Here is a 16,084-nt window from a genome sequence, read left to right as displayed (position 1 = left end):
ATGATCATCCTTGATTGAGGAGCAGGGTCGCCCGGGTCAGGCCGGCAGGGGCGCGTGCGCGCCGACGCCGAGATGGCCGAGCAGTTCGTTTCTGATCTCGCCGAAGCGTCGGTCGCCATGGTCGCGGGGTGCCGGAATATCGACGGCGATATCGGCAACGATCTCGCCGCCGTCGAGCACGAGAACGCGGTCGGCAAGTGCGATCGCCTCGTCGACGTCATGCGTGACGAGCAGGACGGCCGGCCGGTGCCGGGCGCAGAGCTGGCGCAGCAGGTCGTGCATGCGCAGGCGTGTCAGCGCGTCCAGCGCGCCGAAGGGTTCGTCTGCAAGCAGTAGCTCCGGATCGCGCACCAGCGAGCGGGCGAGCGCCACGCGCTGCTGTTCACCGCCCGAGAGTTCCATCGGCCAGGCTTTTTCGCGTCCGTTCAATCCGACTTCGGCAAGAGCGGCCCTCGCACGGGCGCCGGCATCCTCGGCTTCGAGGCCGAGGACGACATTCGCCAGAACATTTTTCCAGGGCAGCAGGCGCGCGTCCTGAAAGACGACAGAGGTCTTTTCCGGCGCTTCAAGCCTGCCCGAGCCGGCGACGGTGTCGTCAAGATCGGCAAGGGCTCTGAGCAGCGTGCTCTTGCCCGAACCGCTGCGGCCGAGAAGAGCGACGAACTCGCCCTTCCTGATATCGAGGCTCAGATTGTTGAGGACTGCCCGGGAGCCGAAGCTCCGGACAAGGTTCCTGATTTCCACCGCGGGAGCGGCATTCAGTCCGCCAGCGTGCGTCGCCATGAGAGAGCCCTCTGTTGCAGGAAACGGACGACGCCGTCGGAGATGAGGCCGAGCACGGCATAGAGAACGATGCCAACCAGGATGATGTCGATCTGGCCATAGGAGCGAGCCAGATCGATCATGTAGCCGATACCGCTGGTCGCATTGATCTGCTCGACGACGACGAGGGCAAGCCAGGCATGCGCGGTGGCGAAGCGGAGCCCGACGAAGAAGCCCGGCAGCGCGCCCGGCAGGATCACCTGGCGGATGAATTCTGGGTAACCCATGCGCAAGGTGCGGGCCAGTTCGACATAGCGATTGTCGATGCTGCGCAGGCTGTCATGCGTCTGGATGTAGATCGGGACGGCGACGGCAAGCACGATCACCACCACCTTCATGGTCTCGCCGATGCCGAACCACAGCATCAGAAGAGGAATGAGCGCGAGTGTCGGCACCGCCTGCTTGATCTGGACCGGACCGTCTATGACGGCTTCTCCGATGCGCGACAGACCGGAAATCAGGGCAAGCAGTGTGCCGATCACCGTGCCGATGACGAGGCCCTGGGCGACGCGGATCGCCGAGGTTGCGAGGTTGGTTTGCAGCCGCCCGTCGAGCACGAGTTCGAAGGCCGTGCCGATCACGCTCCAGGGTGCCGGCAAGGTGCGCGGGTCGATCAGGCCTAGAACGCTGCCGAACGACCAGACGACGACGAGCAGGGCAGGGCCGAGAAGACGTCCGAGCGGGACGGCGCGGCCGCGGGCGAGACGCCGCCGCCGCACCGGCGGGGCTTTTGTCGCTGCCGGCGAAAATGCCAGATCGCCGGCATGGCTGGAAACGATGCTCATGGGCTTATCCCTCCGGTTTTAATGGTCGCGACTGGATCAGGAGGCGTCGAGCGCGCGGCCGGCGATCGTCTCGAAACGCCGGTCGAATAGACCCTCGGCCTTGAAGGCAGGCTTGTTGAGTTCCTTCGACAGCAGATCGATGGTTGCCTGCTGGCGCACGATCACCTCGTCCCAGCGCGTGGGAATGTCGATCAATCCCTCAGCATCGACCAGATACTGGCCGTCTTCGGCGTTAAGGCCCTGTGTCGCGACGTAATAGCCCTTGATCCATTCCTGCGGGTGATCCTCGACCCATTTGGAAGCCAGCGCCCAGTAGTGCACATAGGCGCCAAGCGCCGCCGCCTTGGCCGGATCGTCGAGCACGGACTTCGGGGCATAGAGATCGGAAGGGTCGTCGCGCAGACCGTGCGGTATGGTGGTGGCGCCATCGGCGCCGTATTGGCGCAGATAATGCTTGATCAGAACACCTGAAATCGGCGCGACATCGACCTGGTGATTGGCAAGCGCGACCGGATAGGTATCGCCCTTGCTCGGGATTTCGACGAGCGTCACATCGGTCTTTGCGAGACCCGCCGCCTGCAGGACGCGAAGGACGAGCGCGCCTTGCGCCTGGCCGGGGCTGAAGGCGATGCGCTTACCCTTGAGATCGCCGATCGATCTCACGTCGACGCCGGGCGCGATGCCGAGCTGGTAGATCGGATGCTGGATGGGATCTTTGCGTAGCTGTGCGGCGACGATGCGGACATCGAGCCCCGTCCAGGTGGCATGGATCGGCGGTATGTCGGCGACGGCGCCGACATCAAGCGCATTGGCGCGGAACGCCTCGATCGTCAGAGGACCGCCGCTGATATTGGCCCATTCGACCTTGAAGGGCAGCTTGTCGATCAGGCCGGAAAGCTTCAACGCGGTCTGGGTCTCGGGATCGCCGATGCGGAGCACCGTACCGGCCGGAATCTCCGTTGGGAGGGTGTTCACGGCGGATGCAGTATCGGCGGCGATTGCCGAAGAGCCGATGGTCAGGGAGCATGCGGCCGCGACGAGAGCGAACCAGCGCGATGTTCGTTTCGACATATTTCTGTTCCTCGATCATATCAGGCGTTCGGCCAATTCCGAACTATTTATATAATCTATCAATTTAATAGACTATCGAGAAACGATCTGCCTGTTTTGCGCGCCGAGGTCGAAAGCTTGTTTACCTGAGCGCCATTGAGGGGAAAGACAATTCGGGTGAAGACGCGGGAGAGGGCAGGTCAGCTTCAGTCTTCCGGCCGCAATGGGCTAGAGTTCAAGCTTTGACTGCGACCTGAAACACGTCGCTTTCGCCCGGCACCAGCTCGAGAGGCCAGATCGTGTTGCGGCCGTCCCCTGAGTAGAATTCGGCATAGGCCGGCATATTGGCGAGAAGCATCCTGCCGAGTTTCACGCCGAGATCGTGGAGCGACATGCGAAAGCAAGTCAGCGACGGCTGCAGGAATCGTGAGCGCGGGGCATCGCGGAAGCCGATCACCGCAAGGTCCCGTCCGGGCATGACGCCCGATTCCATCAGACGGCGATAGAGGCCGATCGCCATCAACTCATAGATCAGAATGACAGCCGTCGGCCGCTCCTCAAGCAGCAGCAATTCATGCGCCGCTTGATAGCCGCCCTGTTCGCTCGATTTGACGCGGATGACGAGCGACGGATCGAAGGGAATACCGTGCTGTTCAAGTGCGTGGCGATATCCTTCGACGAAGATGTAGCCGAGATTAATCTCGCTCGACGGCACAGTGATCGCGATCCGGCGATGGCCGCGTGCGATCAGCCGCTCGACGGCCCGCTTGGCAACGCCTTCGAAATCGAGGTCGATCCATGTGGCGTTGCTCGCCGAAAGGCTGCGGCCGAGCGTAATGAAGGGGATCTTGGCCCGCGACAGCAAATCGATGCGCCGATCGATGCGCTGCGTTTCCGAGATGATCATCGCGTCGACGATCCGCCGCGCCACCATGCGCTTCAGATATTCGTGCGGGTCCTCGTCGTTCGGGCAGGGGAGCATGATGAGATCGAGCTTGTGGCGGGCAAAGACGCTCTGCAGGCCGCTGGTGACGCCGAGGAAGAAGTTGTCGGCATTCTCGACCGTCTCCTTGCTGGATGCGATCATCAACCCGATGACCTTCGTCTCTCCCTGCCGCAGGCTCCGCCCAGACTGGTTGGCGACATAGCCGAGCTCCTCGGCCGCCGCCAGCACGCGCCGGCGAGTTTCCTCATTGACATCGGGCTTGCCGTTTAGTGCACGGGAGACCGTGCCGATCGAAATATCCAGGTGATCGGCAAGCTGGCGAATCCCCTTCATTGCCGACGATTTTCCCCCGGTTCGCACTTTCCCGCTGGCCTCTCTTGACATCGCAAAATTTTTTCGCCTACAGTCGTAAACGTTTACGGAATACGTGTCACTAGGAGTTGGCGCCATTCCCTCGGAGGAAATCGTGAAATTCAGTGCCATTCTGTGCGGGTGCGGAGCTATGTCCAAAGGTTGGTTGCGCGCCATCGCTTCCAACCCTCTCCTTGCCGATGCCATCACCATTGTCGGCCTCGTCGACCTGAACCGGAAGACGGCGGAAACGCTTGCCGCGGAGTTCGGCCTCGAGGACGCCGTCATCGGTTCGGACCTGTCTGACGTCATCGCCGCCACCAAGGCCGATCTGGTCTTCGACATCGTCATTCCGGCGGCCCGCTACGACGTCGTTTCGACGGCACTCAAGGCCGGCTGCCATGTGCTCAGCGAAAAGCCTATGGCCGCTTCGCTTGCCGAGGGTGCGGCGCTGGTCGATCTTGCCGCCGAGACCGGCCGCATCCACGCCGTCATCCAAAACCGCCGCTTCATATCGGGCGTCAGGCGCCTGCGCCGCTTCGTCGAAAGCGGGGCGATCGGCGAACTCACCGGCATCCATTGCGACTTCTTCCTCGCCCCGCATTTCGGCGGCTTCCGCGAAGAGATGGACAATGTCCTGTTGCTCGACATGGCGATCCACACCTTCGATGCGGCGCGCTACGTCGCGGCTAAGAAGCCGCTCGCCGTCTATTGCGTCGAGCGCAATCCGAAGGGTTCCTGGTACCGGCACGGCGCCTCGGCTAATGCCATCTTCGAATTTTCCGACGACATTGTCTTCACCTACCGCGGCTCCTGGTGCGCGGAAGGCGAGCGGACAAGCTGGGAAAGCCAGTGGCGCCTCGTCGGCTCGAAGGGAATGCTCACCTGGGACGGCGAAGAGAGTTTCAAGGCGACTGTTGCCGGCGAAGAGCCCGGCCTTTTGCACGGCTCTGCTGCCGTAAACGTTCCCGGTCCGGAACACGACGAGGAAACCCATGGCCACGCCAGCGTCATCGCCGACTTCATCGCGGCGATCGGCACCGGCAAACGGCCCGAGACGGTCAATTCCGACAATATCAGAAGCCTTGCCATGGTCTTCAGCGCAATCGAAAGCGCCAAGACGGGCAGGCGCGTCGAAATTTCAGCATAGGATGACGTGACGTGAGCAACCCTGCAAAATCCATTCGTATCGGCACCATGGTCAGCGGCAACAAGGGCGATGCCGCCGCGCGCATCGGCGAGATCGCCGACATGGGCTTCGAAAGCTTCGAGCCTTTCTTCTGGCAAACGACCAAGGGCCAAGACCTTGCCGAACTCGGGAAGCGCTGCCTCGATGCGATCGGCGACCGCGACATCACCATCTCGACGCTCGGCATGTTCGGCAATCCGCTGGAAGAGACCGCAATCGACCTCGAGACGTTGCAGGGCTGGAAGCACTGCATCGACAATGCCCATCATTTCGGAGCCACCTGCGTTGCCGGCTTCACCGGCCGAATCCGCGGCAAGCCGCTGACCGACAGCCTGCCTCGCTATAAGCAGATCTGGAGCGAACTCGCCAAGCGCGCCGCCGACAAGGGCGTCAAGATCGCCTTCGAGAATTGCGCCATGGACGGCAATTGGGCAAGCGGCGACTGGAACATCGCCCACAATCCCGATGCCTGGGAGCTGATCTTCAATGAGACGCCGGATGACAATATCGGGCTGGAATGGGAACCGTGCCATCAGATGGTCTATCTGATCGACCCTTTGCCGCAGATCCGCAAATGGGCGCACAAGTTCTTCCACGTCCACGGCAAGGACGCGACAATCCGTTGGGAGGTCATCAAGGAACACGGCATCTTCGGCAAGGAGAAGTTCGTCTTCATGCGCACGCCGGGCTTCGGCGACAGCAACTGGACCGACATCATTTCTGAGCTGCGCCTTGCCGGCTGGTCCGGCTCGATCGACATCGAAGGCTGGCACGACCCGGTCTATCGCGACGCGCTCGAAATGACTGGCCAGATTCACGGGCTCAACTATCTGAAGAAATGCCGGGGCGGCGATTTCATTGTTGATCCCTGATCGACCGCCAAGGTGGGGCGCAGCCGGGCTGGGAGGCCCGGCGGAGCGCCATGACTGACTAACTTGGTCTTTTCGCGGCGCAGCCGCTTTTTTGGGAGGAAAGCATGAAAAGAATTGCAAGACTTGCGCTAGCACTCGGCACGGCGATGCTGATGACATCGATCGGCCATGCCGAACAGAAGACCTTCAAGATCTGGTGGTTCGAGGAGCCGACCACGGCTCAAGGCATTGTCTGGAAGAAAGCGCTCGAGGAGTTCAAGGCGAAACATCCGGACATCACCGTCAGCTTCGAGCAGAAGACCTTTCAGCAGTTGCAGGCCTCAGGCGGCATGATCCTCAATTCCGATGAGGCCCCCGACGTGCTCGAGTACAACAAGGGCAATGCGACCGCCGGCTTGGTTGCAAGCCAGGGATTGCTGACCAATCTGGATGCCTATGTGAAGAAGGAAGGCTGGGACAAGATCCTTAACGAAGGCGATTTTGTCCTAAGCCGTTATGACGAAAAGGGCATCTATGGCTCCGGCCCTGTTTGGGGCGTCTCGGTCTTCGGCGAATATGTTTCGTGCTTCTACAATATTGACATGTTCGAAAAGGCAGGCCTCAAGCCGCCGACGACGCTCGAAGAGTGGGTCGCTGCCTTGGAAGCCTTCAAGCAGAAGGGTCTCACGCCTCTCGCGCTCGGCGCCATCGACACCAGTGGCCAGCACTTGCTTGCCTCTCTCGCCTACACCAAGGCCGATGACGCCTGGGTCCAGAATTATCAGGGTTTGAAGGCCCCCCTCGATGGCGCGCCCTACCTCTATGCGGCGCAGACATTGGTCGACTGGGTCGGCAAGGGCTACATCAACAAGGACTCCACGGGCATGAAGGACCCGGACGCAGCTCTGCTCTTTACCTCCGGCAAGGCACCGATGTACGTCTCGGGCACGTGGAATCTCGGCACCTTTGCCTCGACCATCAAGGACTTCAAGTGGGGTCAGTTCGTCATTCCGACGCCGAAATATTCGGTCGGCTCGACAGGCAATCTCTGGGTCGTTCCCAAGGCTAGCAAGAATCCCGATCTCGCCGCCGAGTGGATCAGCCTGACCTTGTCGCCGAAGTACCAAGCTGAACTCGGCAATGCCGGCGGCGTGCCGATCGCCGCTGATCTTTCCGCCATCACCAATCCCATCGGCAAGAACGCCGCAGCGGTTTTCAAGCAGATCTCTGACAAAAGCGGCCTCGGTTTCTATCCTGACTGGCCGGTCCCCGGCTACTACGACGTGCTCAATCAGAAAGACACCGGTCTCTTCCAGGGCAGTCTGACTGCGGAGCAGTTCGTCGAACAGATCAAGCAGGTTTACGACGACGCGCAGGAAAATCAGTAACGCGACCTTGAACGCTGGGCTGCGCCTCTGGCGCAGCCCATTCTGGGAGGCTGAAGGAAGAATGATATGGCCATATCCAGCCAGCGATCGAGCGACGGTTCACGAAGCTATAGCCTCTACCTCATCCCGGGGGCGATCGGCTTTATTCTGATCGTGCTCATACCGCAGCTCGCTAATATCGGGCTGAGCTTCACGGCCTGGAAAGGCGTTGGCACGCCGCGACCGGTCGGCCTGCAGAACTATCATCGCCTGCTGACGGACGATCAATTCTGGGGATCGATGTATCACACGCTGCTGTTCATCGTCTCGATGACCGTGATACCGGTGTGCATCGGCCTGGTGCTGGCCGCTCTGCTGTTCGACTACGTCAGGGACCAATTCGGGGAATGGGTTTCGAGCTTCTTCAGGGCCGGTTTTTACTTACCGCAGATTCTGCCCGTAACGGTCGCGGGCGTGCTCTGGGGCTGGATTCTCAATCCCGTCGGCGTCATCAACATCACGCTAAAGGCCATCGGCCTTGATAATCTCGCCCAGAACTGGATCGGCGATGCGACATACGCGCTTGCTGCCGTCTCGCTCGTCATTGTCTGGATACAGGTCGGCTATTGTCTGGTGGTTTTCATGGCCGGCCTTTCGCGCATCGACCCTTCTCTCTACGAGGCTGCCGAACTCGACGGGGCAAACTGGTGGAGCCGGCTGGTGACACTCACCATTCCGCTTCTGGCGCCGGAGATTTTCGTCGTTGTGCTGACCACGCTGATCGCAGCGCTTAAAGTCTTTGCGCCAATCTTTGTCATCACCGCCGGCGGCCCCGACAATTCCACCCTGGTGCCATCCTATCTGACTTACTACCACTTCTTCACAACACAACGCGTCGGCTATGCCGCAGCCATCGCAGTCGTGCAAACGACTCTGACGATCGCTTTGGCTGTGATTTTCCTACGCTTCCAGAGCCGGCAGGAGTCGAAGGAGTAGATCATGGCTTACTCAGTTCTCAGCGATGGTAAGACCAAGGCAAAGGCGACGGCGCCAGCCGATCGCGCGCGACGCGATCCCATGCGGTGGGTGGTGCTGGCCATCCTTATTCTGCTCCTCGCCTTTACGCTCTTTCCGTTTTTCCTTGCTCTGCTCAACGCCGTCAAGGCGAGCGCCGAATACGCAGCCGGCGGACCGCTTTCGATTCCTCGGTCGATCGATCTCACGGCGATCGAGAAATTCTGGACGGCGTCTGATTTCAGCCGCAAGCTCCTCAACAGCGTGGTGATCAGTCTCGCCGTGTCGGTGTTGGGGGTCCTGATAAGCCTGTTCAACGCCTATGCGATTGGGGTCGGCAAGGTGCCGGGTTCGCGCGTGATTTTGGTGGTCTTTCTTCTCGGCATCATGGTGCCGCAGGAGTCCATCATTTACCCGCTTTACTACATGGCGAAAGCGAGCGGCCTCTACGATACGCAGCTTTCCGTGATCATCATTTTCGCGGTCCTGCAAAGCGCTTTCGGGACTTACCTGCTCTCGACCGTGCTGAGTACCTTTCCCAAGGAAATCCTCGAAGCGGCGGAGATGGATGGCTCGACCCACTGGAAAACGCTGTGGTTCGTCGTCGTCCCTATGCTGAGGCCGACGCTCATGGTCCTGGGAACCTTCTTTTTCATCTGGACTTGGAACGAATTCTTGATCCCGCTCGTCATGCTGGTGTCCAACAACAACCAGACGGTCTCGGTCGCCATGGGCCTAACCCGCGGTCAGAACATGTCGGACCCGGTGCTGCAGGCCTCGGCCGCTTTCCTCGGTATAATACCGACCGTGATCTTCTTCTTGATCTTCCAGCGTACGCTAACGCGCGGCATCGCCGCTGGAGCAGTCAAGTGACGACGTTTTTCACCCTTGAGCATCTCATCGGTCCCGGTTGGGGACCAGCAAGGTTTTCGGTATGAGCCAGGACATCCAAATCGAACTCTCGGGCGTCGAGAAGCACTACGGCGCCTTTCACGCGCTTAAGAACGTTAACCTTTCAATTCCGAAGGGCACGTTCGTGGCGCTGGTCGGTCCGTCCGGATGCGGCAAGTCCACATTGCTCCGTTCGCTTGCCGGGCTGGAAAAAATTACCGGCGGCACGCTGAAGATTGCCGGCAAGGTGATGAACGACGTGCCGCCGCGGGCACGCGATATCGCCATGGTTTTTCAGAGTTACGCCCTCTATCCGCATATGACGGTGGAACAGAACCTGACCTATTCGCTGAAGATGCACCGCGTCCCCAAGGCTGAGGCAAAACAGAAAGCCGAGGAAGTCGCTGCCATCACCGGTCTTTCCCGGCTGCTCGACCGTTATCCGCGCCAGCTTTCCGGGGGCCAACGGCAGCGCGTCGCCATGGGCCGCGCCATTATCCGCAACCCCCAGGCCTTCCTGTTCGACGAGCCGCTTTCCAACCTTGATGCCGCGCTGCGTGTCTCGATGCGCAAGGAAATCCGGGCGCTGCACGACCGGCTGCACGCCACCTTCGTCTACGTCACCCACGACCAGGTCGAAGCGATGACGATGGCCGACCATGTGGTGGTGATGCGCGACGGCATTATCGAACAGCAGGGCGCGCCGCTCGACCTCTACGATCGGCCGGCAAACCGCTTCGTTGCCGGTTTCATCGGTTCGCCGGCGATGAATTTCATTCCCGCGATTGTTGCTGAAGACGGCAGGAGCCTAATCCTAGATTTTGGCGCGGTGAAGCAAAAGCTGGCTATATCACGCACCATCGAGCCGGGCCGCAAGCTCGTCGCCGGCATCCGGCCGGAGCATGTCGGCGTCGTCGAGCCCGGGCATGGCAGTTTCGATGTGCCGATTGCCTTCGTCGAATCCACCGGTTCCTCGACCTTCATCGTCGCCGAGACCCAGCCGGAACTGACGATCGTCGAGACGCGCCGTGACAGGGTCAAGGCGGGAGACACGATCGGCGTGTCGGTCGATCCGGACCAGATCCATCTCTTTGACGCCTCGACCGACCGCTTGATATAGATCATCGGACAGGGGCCGCAGGCAGGTTCATAAAACCATCATCGGCCTCTGCGAAGGGGATTGGCTCCGCACGATTCGTTCCGTCCATCAGCAGCATCCGGATTTTCTTCATGGCATCCTCCCCGATTTCCGCGCGTCTTTCCCCGACCGCCTCGTCCCGCCTCGTCGTGCTTGCCGAAACGGTATTGAAGGCGGGCGAAACCGCCCGCGGCTCGCTGCGGCGACGAACGTCGGCAGAAATGTTCGCCAAGGCGCCGCGCGATTATCAGACCGAAATCGATGTCGCCGTCGAGCGGATCATCGTCGACGAGATGACGAAGGCCTTCCCGGACTATGCCATCCAAGGCGAAGAAGCCGTCAGCAACCGCACGGCCGCACCGGAAACGCCGATCATCTACATCGACCCGATCGATGGCACCACCAACTACGCCTGGGGCCTCCCGCATTTCGGCATGACGATCTCGATCGTCGAAAGCGGCAGGCTCGTTGCCGGCGTCGTCTATGACGCCATGCTGGATGAGCTCTTCAGCGCCGAAATCGGCAGCGGCGCTTATCTCAACGGCGAACGCATCCACTGCGCCAATGTCGGCGACATCGAGAATGTGCTTGTCGGCGCCGGCCTGCCGATCCCCGGCCAGGTCAAGGCGGTTGCGGAAGAGACCTATTTCGAAGCCGTCAAACGCTTGATGGCAAATACGGCGGGTGTGCGCCGCCTCGGCTCGGCGGCCCTGTCGATCGCCTATGTCGCCTGCGGCCGGCTGGACGGGTTCTTCGAGGACGGGCTTTCGATCCATGATTTCGGCGCCTCGGCGCTGCTGGTCGAAGAGGCGGGCGGCATCGTCAGCCGTTTTTCCGGGGCCGACGTCGACGGCCGGGGCGATATCCTGGCCGCCAGCAAGGCGCTGCATCCCTGGCTGCTGGAAGGCTTCCAGAGCAAGGCGTGAACCGGCGCGCCCGATAGAACCCGGCTGCCTAGACTGGCAACAGCTCGACCTCGGTATCGTTCTTTGCCGGCATCGACTGATGGACGAGTTCGTTGTCGCGGAAGACGAAAAAGCTGGCGAAACTCGGCTCAACCCTCATCCCGGCCCGGATGCGATCGTCCGGCGCCACCATCGCCTTCAGGCGGCCGCCGTCGGCAAGATCGACATCGACCATCTTGTGGGTGCCGAAATCGACGGCGCGATGGACTGTCGCGGCATCCGCCCGATCCGAGGGACGGATCGTCAGCGCTTCCGGGCGGGCGGCCAGCGTCACCGGTCCGTCCTCGACGGGGATTGCAAGCGAGAAAAGCGGATGCTCGCAGACACCGTTTCTAACGCGGCTCTGGACAAAATTCATCGAGCCGATGAAACCGGCGACGAAGGCCGTCTGCGGCTGCCGGTAGATGGTGCTTGGCGGCGCGATCTGTTCGGTGCGTCCGTCGCGCATGACGACGATGCGGTCGGCGAGCGCTAAGGCCTCGTCCTGGCCATGGGTGACGAAGAGCGTGGTAATGCCGAGGCGCTGCTGGATATCGCGCACCTCCTCCCGCAGCCTTTCACGCAGATGCTGGTCGAGGCTGGCGAAGGGCTCGTCGAGCAGCAGGATCTTCGGCTCGAGCACCAGCGAGCGGGCAAGGGCGACACGCTGCTGCTGGCCGCCTGACAGTTGCGTCGTCATCCGCCTGGAGTAATCGGCAAGACCGACAAGCGCCAGTGCAGCCTCGACACGCTCACGGATTTCCGCTTTCGGCAGCCGGCGGAGCTTCAGGCCAAAGGCGATATTGTTGAAGACGTCCATGTGCGTCCAGAGCGCATGGCTCTGGAACACCATGCCGGTCGGACGCCGCTCGGGCGGCAGCGTCGTCACATCCCTAGCGTCGATGCGGATGGTTCCGCCGCTCGGGCGCTCGAAGCCGCCGATCATCCTGAGAAGCGTCGATTTGCCGGAACCGGATGGGCCGAGCAGGCATACGAGCTCGCCGTCGCCAACTTCGAGCGAGAAGTCGCGAACGGCAAAGGTGGTCCCAAACAGCTTCGAAACGCCCTCGATCGCCAGATGTGCCATTCTCAAACCCTTCCCTGAACTAGAGCATGATGCCGAAAAGTGTGAGCGGTTTTCGGACGACATCATGCTCACCATCTCTGGTGTAGCAAAGCTTCACGCGCCGAAGCCTCTCGCAAAGGCGCCGGTACCGATCACGCGGCGTGCAAACATCAGCGCGATGAAGGACGGCACCCACAGCATGACGGAGAGCACGGCGCCGTATTGCACGACGATCTGGTTGTTGATGAAACTGATCATCAGCACCGGCATGGTGCGGACCTGAGGCGCGCCGATCAGCCAGGCGCCTTCGGTCTCGTAGAAGGTGCCGACGAAGGTCAAAAGCAGCGCGGCCGATATCGTCGGTGCGGCCTGCGGCAGCGTGATCGACCAGAAGACGCGCAGCGGCGTTGCACCGGCATCGCGTGCTGCCTCTTCCATGCGCCGGTCGACATTCTGGAAGGCTGCGACCGGAATCCAGATCATCAGCATCAGCGTGCCGACAAGCTGGATCAGCACGACGCCCCAGAAGGTGCTGATCAGGCCGAGCTGTAGGAAGATGCCGGCAATGGCGACGAGCAGGCCGAATTTCGGAAAGGCATGCGATGCCAGAAACGAGAGAAACAGGATGTTCCTGCCGGGAAAACGCATGCGCGCGAAGGCATAGGCGGCGGGAAGGCAGATGACGGCGGAAAGAATGGTGACCGTCGTCGTCAGCCGCAGGCTGAGGAAGAGAGCGTCCCAGACATCCGAACGCGCCAGCGTCTGGCCCCAGAAACGCAGGCCGAACTGCTGCGGGATCACCGAGGGGTAACGCCAGACTTCGGTGAAGGCCCATGTGCCGACGACGATCAGCGGCAGCGCGATGAACAGCGTCAGCAGGCACGCGAAGAGCAGGCCGATCCAGTCGAAGCGCAGGCCGAAGCTCGATCTGCCGGCATTCATGGCTGCGCCTCGCGGTTGCGGGCGATCGACCTAATGTAGAGGATGCCGAAGATCAGGCAGAAGCCGAATGTGATGACGGCCTGGGTCATGGCGTTCAGCGGGTCGTTCATATCGGCGAAGGTGCGCTGCATGAACGGCCCCATCATTTCTGGCGATGCCGAGCCGAGCACATAGGGCAGGGTGAAGGCGGAGAAGATGCCAAGCACCGCAAAGGAAGCCGTCACCAGCAGCGAGTTCCCCATGCGCGGCAGGATGATCGAGACGAAGACCCGAAGCGGCTTTGCGCCGACATCGCGGGCGGCTTCGATCGCACTGTTCGAAATAGAGGAAAGCCCGGCGGTCAGCATCAGCACCGTCAGCGGAAGATTGTCCCAGACGAGACCGATGACCGGTCCCCACGGCGTCAGATAGGGCGTGCGCAGCTTGGGCAGGCCGACGGAATTCAGCAACAGGTCGACGGTGCCGTTCGGGCCGATCGTCCTGATCAACGCATAAGCGAGGATGATCGATGGCACGAACATCGGAAAGATCGCCAGGCCCTGCACGTAAGCCGCAAGACGCCCCTGCGAGAACCGAAGGTAAAGCGCGATCGGAAGGCCGATCGCCAGAAGCAGGATACCGCAGACGGCGGTCGTCCAAAGCGTCAGCCACAGATTGCCGAGGCTGTAGCCGTCGGAGAAGAAGAAGCGGTAGGAGGCAAGCGAGAATTCCGTCGCTCCGTCAGGGCCTCGAACAAAGATTGTGCCGACGACCGCCGAAAAGATCGGAAAGACGACTAGCCATGCAACCAGGAAGACCGGCAGAGCAACGAGGAGGAGCCCGGTAGAGCTCCCCCTTCTCATGGACCGGTGACGGCGCAGAACCGCCGGCGCAGTGTCAGTGGACATCAGGTGCGGCTGATACCAGGAGCAACGTTGCGGTACCAGCCATCACCGATCGCCTTTTCCCAATCGCCACCCGGGAAGGTCGGGATGGTTGAGGGAATGACGTCGGCATATTTCTTGCGAAGATCGTCGGAGATGTGATCCCACGAGATGGCGGGGAAGCCGCCGATCTCGGTGATGATCGCTTCCTGCATTTCCTTCGTCAGCATGAATGCGGCCAGCTTCAGCGCCGCATCCTTGTTGGCGCCGTTGGAGAAGACGGTGATGCTGGAGAAGCCGCCGCAAAGGGCGAGATCGGTAAGCTGCACGAGGCCGGTCGTATCAGGCAGCACACCTTGGGAGATTGCCTGCAGCACCTGGTCCGACCAGACCGGCACCATGGTGACGACGCCCTGGGCGAGCAGCTGGATCGACTGGGTGTTGCCGGCCGTATAGGCGCCCTTGTCGTAAAGCGCCGGGGCGAGGTCGTTGAGGATCTTCCAGGCCGGCGTCAGCGTCTCAGTGGCGAAGTCGGCGGTGAAATTGTCGATCTTGAACTTCTTCGGATCGCGGCCATTGGCCTCATGGATCGCACGGCGGACGAAGTTTCCGCCCGAACCGCCCTTGTCAGGACGGTTGTAGATGAACTGGCCGGGATTGGCCTTGATCCATATGGTGAGCTGCTCCCAGCTCTTCGGCGCATCCTTCGGATCGAGCTTGGTCGTGTCGTAGGCGAGAAGCACCTGCGAACCGCGATAGGGAAGCGAGTAGGGGGTATCGAAGGCAAGCGGGTTGATATGGTCGTAGCCCTCGATGTTTTCGGCGGAGAACTTCACCCAGAGGCCGGCATCGATGCCGCCGGACGGCAGGCGCGGATCGAACACCTCGAACAGATCGGCCTGCGGATCGGTCTTCGTCTTCAGCGCGGCAAGCGCACGGTCGGCGATGGCGCGCAAGCCGTTATTGTCGCCGGCATCGGTCACCTTCAACGCGACGCCCGGATGCGCCTTTTCGAAGGACGGACGGATGATGTTGTTCCAGAGGTCGACGATATTGGCATCCGAACCGCTGTAGAGATCGATCGTGCCGGCCGCTGCCGATGCGAAACGCGGAAGCGCCAGCAGACCGGCTGCAGCTGATGATGTGATCAGAAATTCGCGTCTATTCATAACCCGTCTCCATCAGTGTCGAGGCTCAGCCTCCGCAGGATTGTCTGAGGCCTTTGCTAGCGCCGGCGCGTAACATCGACATGACAGATCGGGCGTATCTGAGGGAAATTGCACAGCTGTGCTCCTTGCACGGTGTGGAAATCGGCGGCAGGAGTCACTATCTCTTGCGGAAAAGGAGATATCCAATGACCGAAGAACGTGCAGTCCTCGCCGGTGGTTGCTTCTGGGGCATGCAGGACCTCATCCGCCGATACAAGGGCGTGATTTCGACCCGCGTCGGCTATACCGGCGGCGATGTGCCGAATGCCACCTACCGCAACCACGGATCCCATGCCGAGGCGATCGAGATCATCTTCGACCCCGCAAGGATCAGCTATCGGGAAATCCTCGAATTCTTCTTCCAGATCCACGACCCGAGCACGCGCAACCGCCAGGGCAACGACGTTGGCTTGAGCTACCGCTCGGCGATCTTCTACGTCACCCCTGAGCAGGAGCGCGTCGCCAAAGACACGATCGCCGATGTCGACGCATCGGGCCTGTGGCCCGGCAAGGTCGTCACCGAAGTCGTACCGGTCAGCGATTTCTGGGAGGCGGAACCCGAGCACCAGGATTATCTGGAGCGGATTCCGAACGGCTATACCTGCCACTTTGTCCGGCCCGGCTGGAAACTGCCGGTCCGTCAGAAGATCGCCTGAA

General features: G+C 61.2%; 16 protein-coding genes. 8 read left to right on the top strand and 8 right to left on the bottom strand.

Annotation, left to right across the window (positions count from 1 at the left end; all coding sequences use genetic code 11):
* Window positions 1-36: 36 nt before the first annotated feature.
* The 4 genes from QMO82_RS02310 to QMO82_RS02295 all read right to left on the bottom strand — a co-directional run bounded on the left by QMO82_RS02310 (window position 37) and on the right by QMO82_RS02295 (window position 3,936).
* Window positions 37-783 carry an ABC transporter ATP-binding protein gene (locus QMO82_RS02310; RefSeq protein ID WP_183610221.1) on the bottom strand — a complete coding sequence of 249 codons (747 nt, stop codon included), beginning with the start codon at window positions 781-783 and terminating at the stop codon, window positions 37-39.
* Entirely contained in the window at window positions 759-1,607 is an 849-nt protein-coding gene (locus tag QMO82_RS02305; RefSeq protein ID WP_183610222.1) for an ABC transporter permease, read from the bottom strand. Before QMO82_RS02305 ends, QMO82_RS02310 begins: the two co-directional genes overlap by 25 nt.
* A gap of 36 nt (window positions 1,608-1,643) precedes the next feature.
* A complete protein-coding gene (locus QMO82_RS02300; protein WP_183610223.1) occupies window positions 1,644-2,678 on the bottom strand; it encodes an ABC transporter substrate-binding protein in 1,035 nt (344 codons plus the stop codon).
* 214 nt (window positions 2,679-2,892) lie between these two features.
* The gene (locus QMO82_RS02295; RefSeq protein WP_183610224.1) at window positions 2,893-3,936 is read right to left on the bottom strand and encodes a substrate-binding domain-containing protein; all 1,044 of its coding nucleotides are present in this window, start codon (window positions 3,934-3,936) and stop codon (window positions 2,893-2,895) included.
* A gap of 133 nt (window positions 3,937-4,069) precedes the next feature.
* On the opposite strand from QMO82_RS02295, the gene QMO82_RS02290 reads away from it, so the two are divergent.
* The 7 genes from QMO82_RS02290 to QMO82_RS02260 all read left to right on the top strand — a co-directional run bounded on the left by QMO82_RS02290 (window position 4,070) and on the right by QMO82_RS02260 (window position 11,330).
* Entirely contained in the window at window positions 4,070-5,104 is a 1,035-nt protein-coding gene (locus tag QMO82_RS02290) for a Gfo/Idh/MocA family protein (RefSeq protein WP_183610225.1), read from the top strand.
* Between the two features lie 11 nt (window positions 5,105-5,115).
* Entirely contained in the window at window positions 5,116-6,015 is a 900-nt protein-coding gene (locus QMO82_RS02285; RefSeq protein WP_183610226.1) for a sugar phosphate isomerase/epimerase, read from the top strand.
* Window positions 6,016-6,119: 104 nt separating this feature from the next.
* Window positions 6,120-7,382 carry an ABC transporter substrate-binding protein gene (locus tag QMO82_RS02280; protein ID WP_183610227.1) on the top strand — a complete coding sequence of 421 codons (1,263 nt, stop codon included), beginning with the start codon at window positions 6,120-6,122 and terminating at the stop codon, window positions 7,380-7,382.
* 66 nt (window positions 7,383-7,448) lie between these two features.
* Window positions 7,449-8,357, top strand: a complete 909-nt coding sequence (locus QMO82_RS02275) for a carbohydrate ABC transporter permease (protein WP_183610663.1) — start codon at window positions 7,449-7,451, stop codon at window positions 8,355-8,357.
* A 3-nt stretch (window positions 8,358-8,360) separates the two neighbouring features.
* Window positions 8,361-9,248, top strand: coding sequence for a carbohydrate ABC transporter permease (locus QMO82_RS02270; protein ID WP_183610054.1), 888 nt, complete (start codon window positions 8,361-8,363; stop codon window positions 9,246-9,248).
* A 61-nt stretch (window positions 9,249-9,309) separates the two neighbouring features.
* Entirely contained in the window at window positions 9,310-10,386 is a 1,077-nt protein-coding gene (locus tag QMO82_RS02265; protein WP_183610055.1) for an ABC transporter ATP-binding protein, read from the top strand.
* 110 nt (window positions 10,387-10,496) lie between these two features.
* A complete protein-coding gene (locus QMO82_RS02260; protein ID WP_183610056.1) occupies window positions 10,497-11,330 on the top strand; it encodes an inositol monophosphatase family protein in 834 nt (277 codons plus the stop codon).
* A gap of 28 nt (window positions 11,331-11,358) precedes the next feature.
* Here the strand turns inward: QMO82_RS02260 and QMO82_RS02255 are convergent, their stop codons facing one another.
* The 4 genes from QMO82_RS02255 to QMO82_RS02240 form a co-directional block, all read right to left on the bottom strand.
* A complete protein-coding gene (locus QMO82_RS02255) occupies window positions 11,359-12,435 on the bottom strand; it encodes an ABC transporter ATP-binding protein (RefSeq protein ID WP_183610057.1) in 1,077 nt (358 codons plus the stop codon).
* 93 nt (window positions 12,436-12,528) lie between these two features.
* Window positions 12,529-13,356 (bottom strand): ABC transporter permease, encoded by an 828-nt coding sequence (locus tag QMO82_RS02250; RefSeq protein WP_183610058.1) that lies wholly within the window; start codon window positions 13,354-13,356, stop codon window positions 12,529-12,531.
* Window positions 13,353-14,243, bottom strand: coding sequence for an ABC transporter permease (locus QMO82_RS02245; protein ID WP_183610059.1), 891 nt, complete (start codon window positions 14,241-14,243; stop codon window positions 13,353-13,355). The genes QMO82_RS02250 and QMO82_RS02245 overlap by 4 nt, the downstream gene beginning before the upstream one ends.
* Window positions 14,243-15,388, bottom strand: coding sequence for an extracellular solute-binding protein (locus QMO82_RS02240; protein ID WP_183610060.1), 1,146 nt, complete (start codon window positions 15,386-15,388; stop codon window positions 14,243-14,245). Before QMO82_RS02240 ends, QMO82_RS02245 begins: the two co-directional genes overlap by 1 nt.
* Window positions 15,389-15,573: 185 nt before the next feature.
* Between QMO82_RS02240 and msrA the strand changes: the two genes are divergently transcribed.
* Window positions 15,574-16,083, top strand: a complete 510-nt coding sequence (msrA, locus tag QMO82_RS02235; RefSeq protein ID WP_183610061.1) for a peptide-methionine (S)-S-oxide reductase MsrA — start codon at window positions 15,574-15,576, stop codon at window positions 16,081-16,083.
* Window position 16,084 lies beyond the last annotated feature (1 nt).

This window comes from Rhizobium sp. BT04 (genome assembly GCF_030053135.1).
Classification (GTDB): Bacteria; Pseudomonadota; Alphaproteobacteria; order Rhizobiales; family Rhizobiaceae; genus Rhizobium; species Rhizobium binxianense.
This window is presented reverse-complemented; position numbering and strand designations above follow the sequence as displayed.

What these genes read in the sequence shown, in the direction of transcription:
- QMO82_RS02310 (WP_183610221.1), bottom strand. Translation starts at nt 783, where the DNA reads ATGGCGACGCACGCTGGCGGACTGAATGCCGCTCCCGCGGTGGAAATC.
- QMO82_RS02305 (WP_183610222.1), bottom strand. Translation starts at nt 1,607, where the DNA reads ATGAGCATCGTTTCCAGCCATGCCGGCGATCTGGCATTTTCGCCGGCA.
- QMO82_RS02300 (WP_183610223.1), bottom strand. Translation starts at nt 2,678, where the DNA reads ATGTCGAAACGAACATCGCGCTGGTTCGCTCTCGTCGCGGCCGCATGC.
- QMO82_RS02295 (WP_183610224.1), bottom strand. Translation starts at nt 3,936, where the DNA reads ATGAAGGGGATTCGCCAGCTTGCCGATCACCTGGATATTTCGATCGGC.
- QMO82_RS02280 (WP_183610227.1), top strand. Translation starts at nt 6,120, where the DNA reads ATGAAAAGAATTGCAAGACTTGCGCTAGCACTCGGCACGGCGATGCTG.
- QMO82_RS02275 (WP_183610663.1), top strand. Translation starts at nt 7,449, where the DNA reads ATGGCCATATCCAGCCAGCGATCGAGCGACGGTTCACGAAGCTATAGC.
- QMO82_RS02270 (WP_183610054.1), top strand. Translation starts at nt 8,361, where the DNA reads ATGGCTTACTCAGTTCTCAGCGATGGTAAGACCAAGGCAAAGGCGACG.
- QMO82_RS02265 (WP_183610055.1), top strand. Translation starts at nt 9,310, where the DNA reads ATGAGCCAGGACATCCAAATCGAACTCTCGGGCGTCGAGAAGCACTAC.
- QMO82_RS02260 (WP_183610056.1), top strand. Translation starts at nt 10,497, where the DNA reads ATGGCATCCTCCCCGATTTCCGCGCGTCTTTCCCCGACCGCCTCGTCC.
- QMO82_RS02255 (WP_183610057.1), bottom strand. Translation starts at nt 12,435, where the DNA reads ATGGCACATCTGGCGATCGAGGGCGTTTCGAAGCTGTTTGGGACCACC.
- QMO82_RS02250 (WP_183610058.1), bottom strand. Translation starts at nt 13,356, where the DNA reads ATGAATGCCGGCAGATCGAGCTTCGGCCTGCGCTTCGACTGGATCGGC.
- QMO82_RS02245 (WP_183610059.1), bottom strand. Translation starts at nt 14,243, where the DNA reads ATGTCCACTGACACTGCGCCGGCGGTTCTGCGCCGTCACCGGTCCATG.
- QMO82_RS02240 (WP_183610060.1), bottom strand. Translation starts at nt 15,388, where the DNA reads ATGAATAGACGCGAATTTCTGATCACATCATCAGCTGCAGCCGGTCTG.
- msrA (WP_183610061.1), top strand. Translation starts at nt 15,574, where the DNA reads ATGACCGAAGAACGTGCAGTCCTCGCCGGTGGTTGCTTCTGGGGCATG.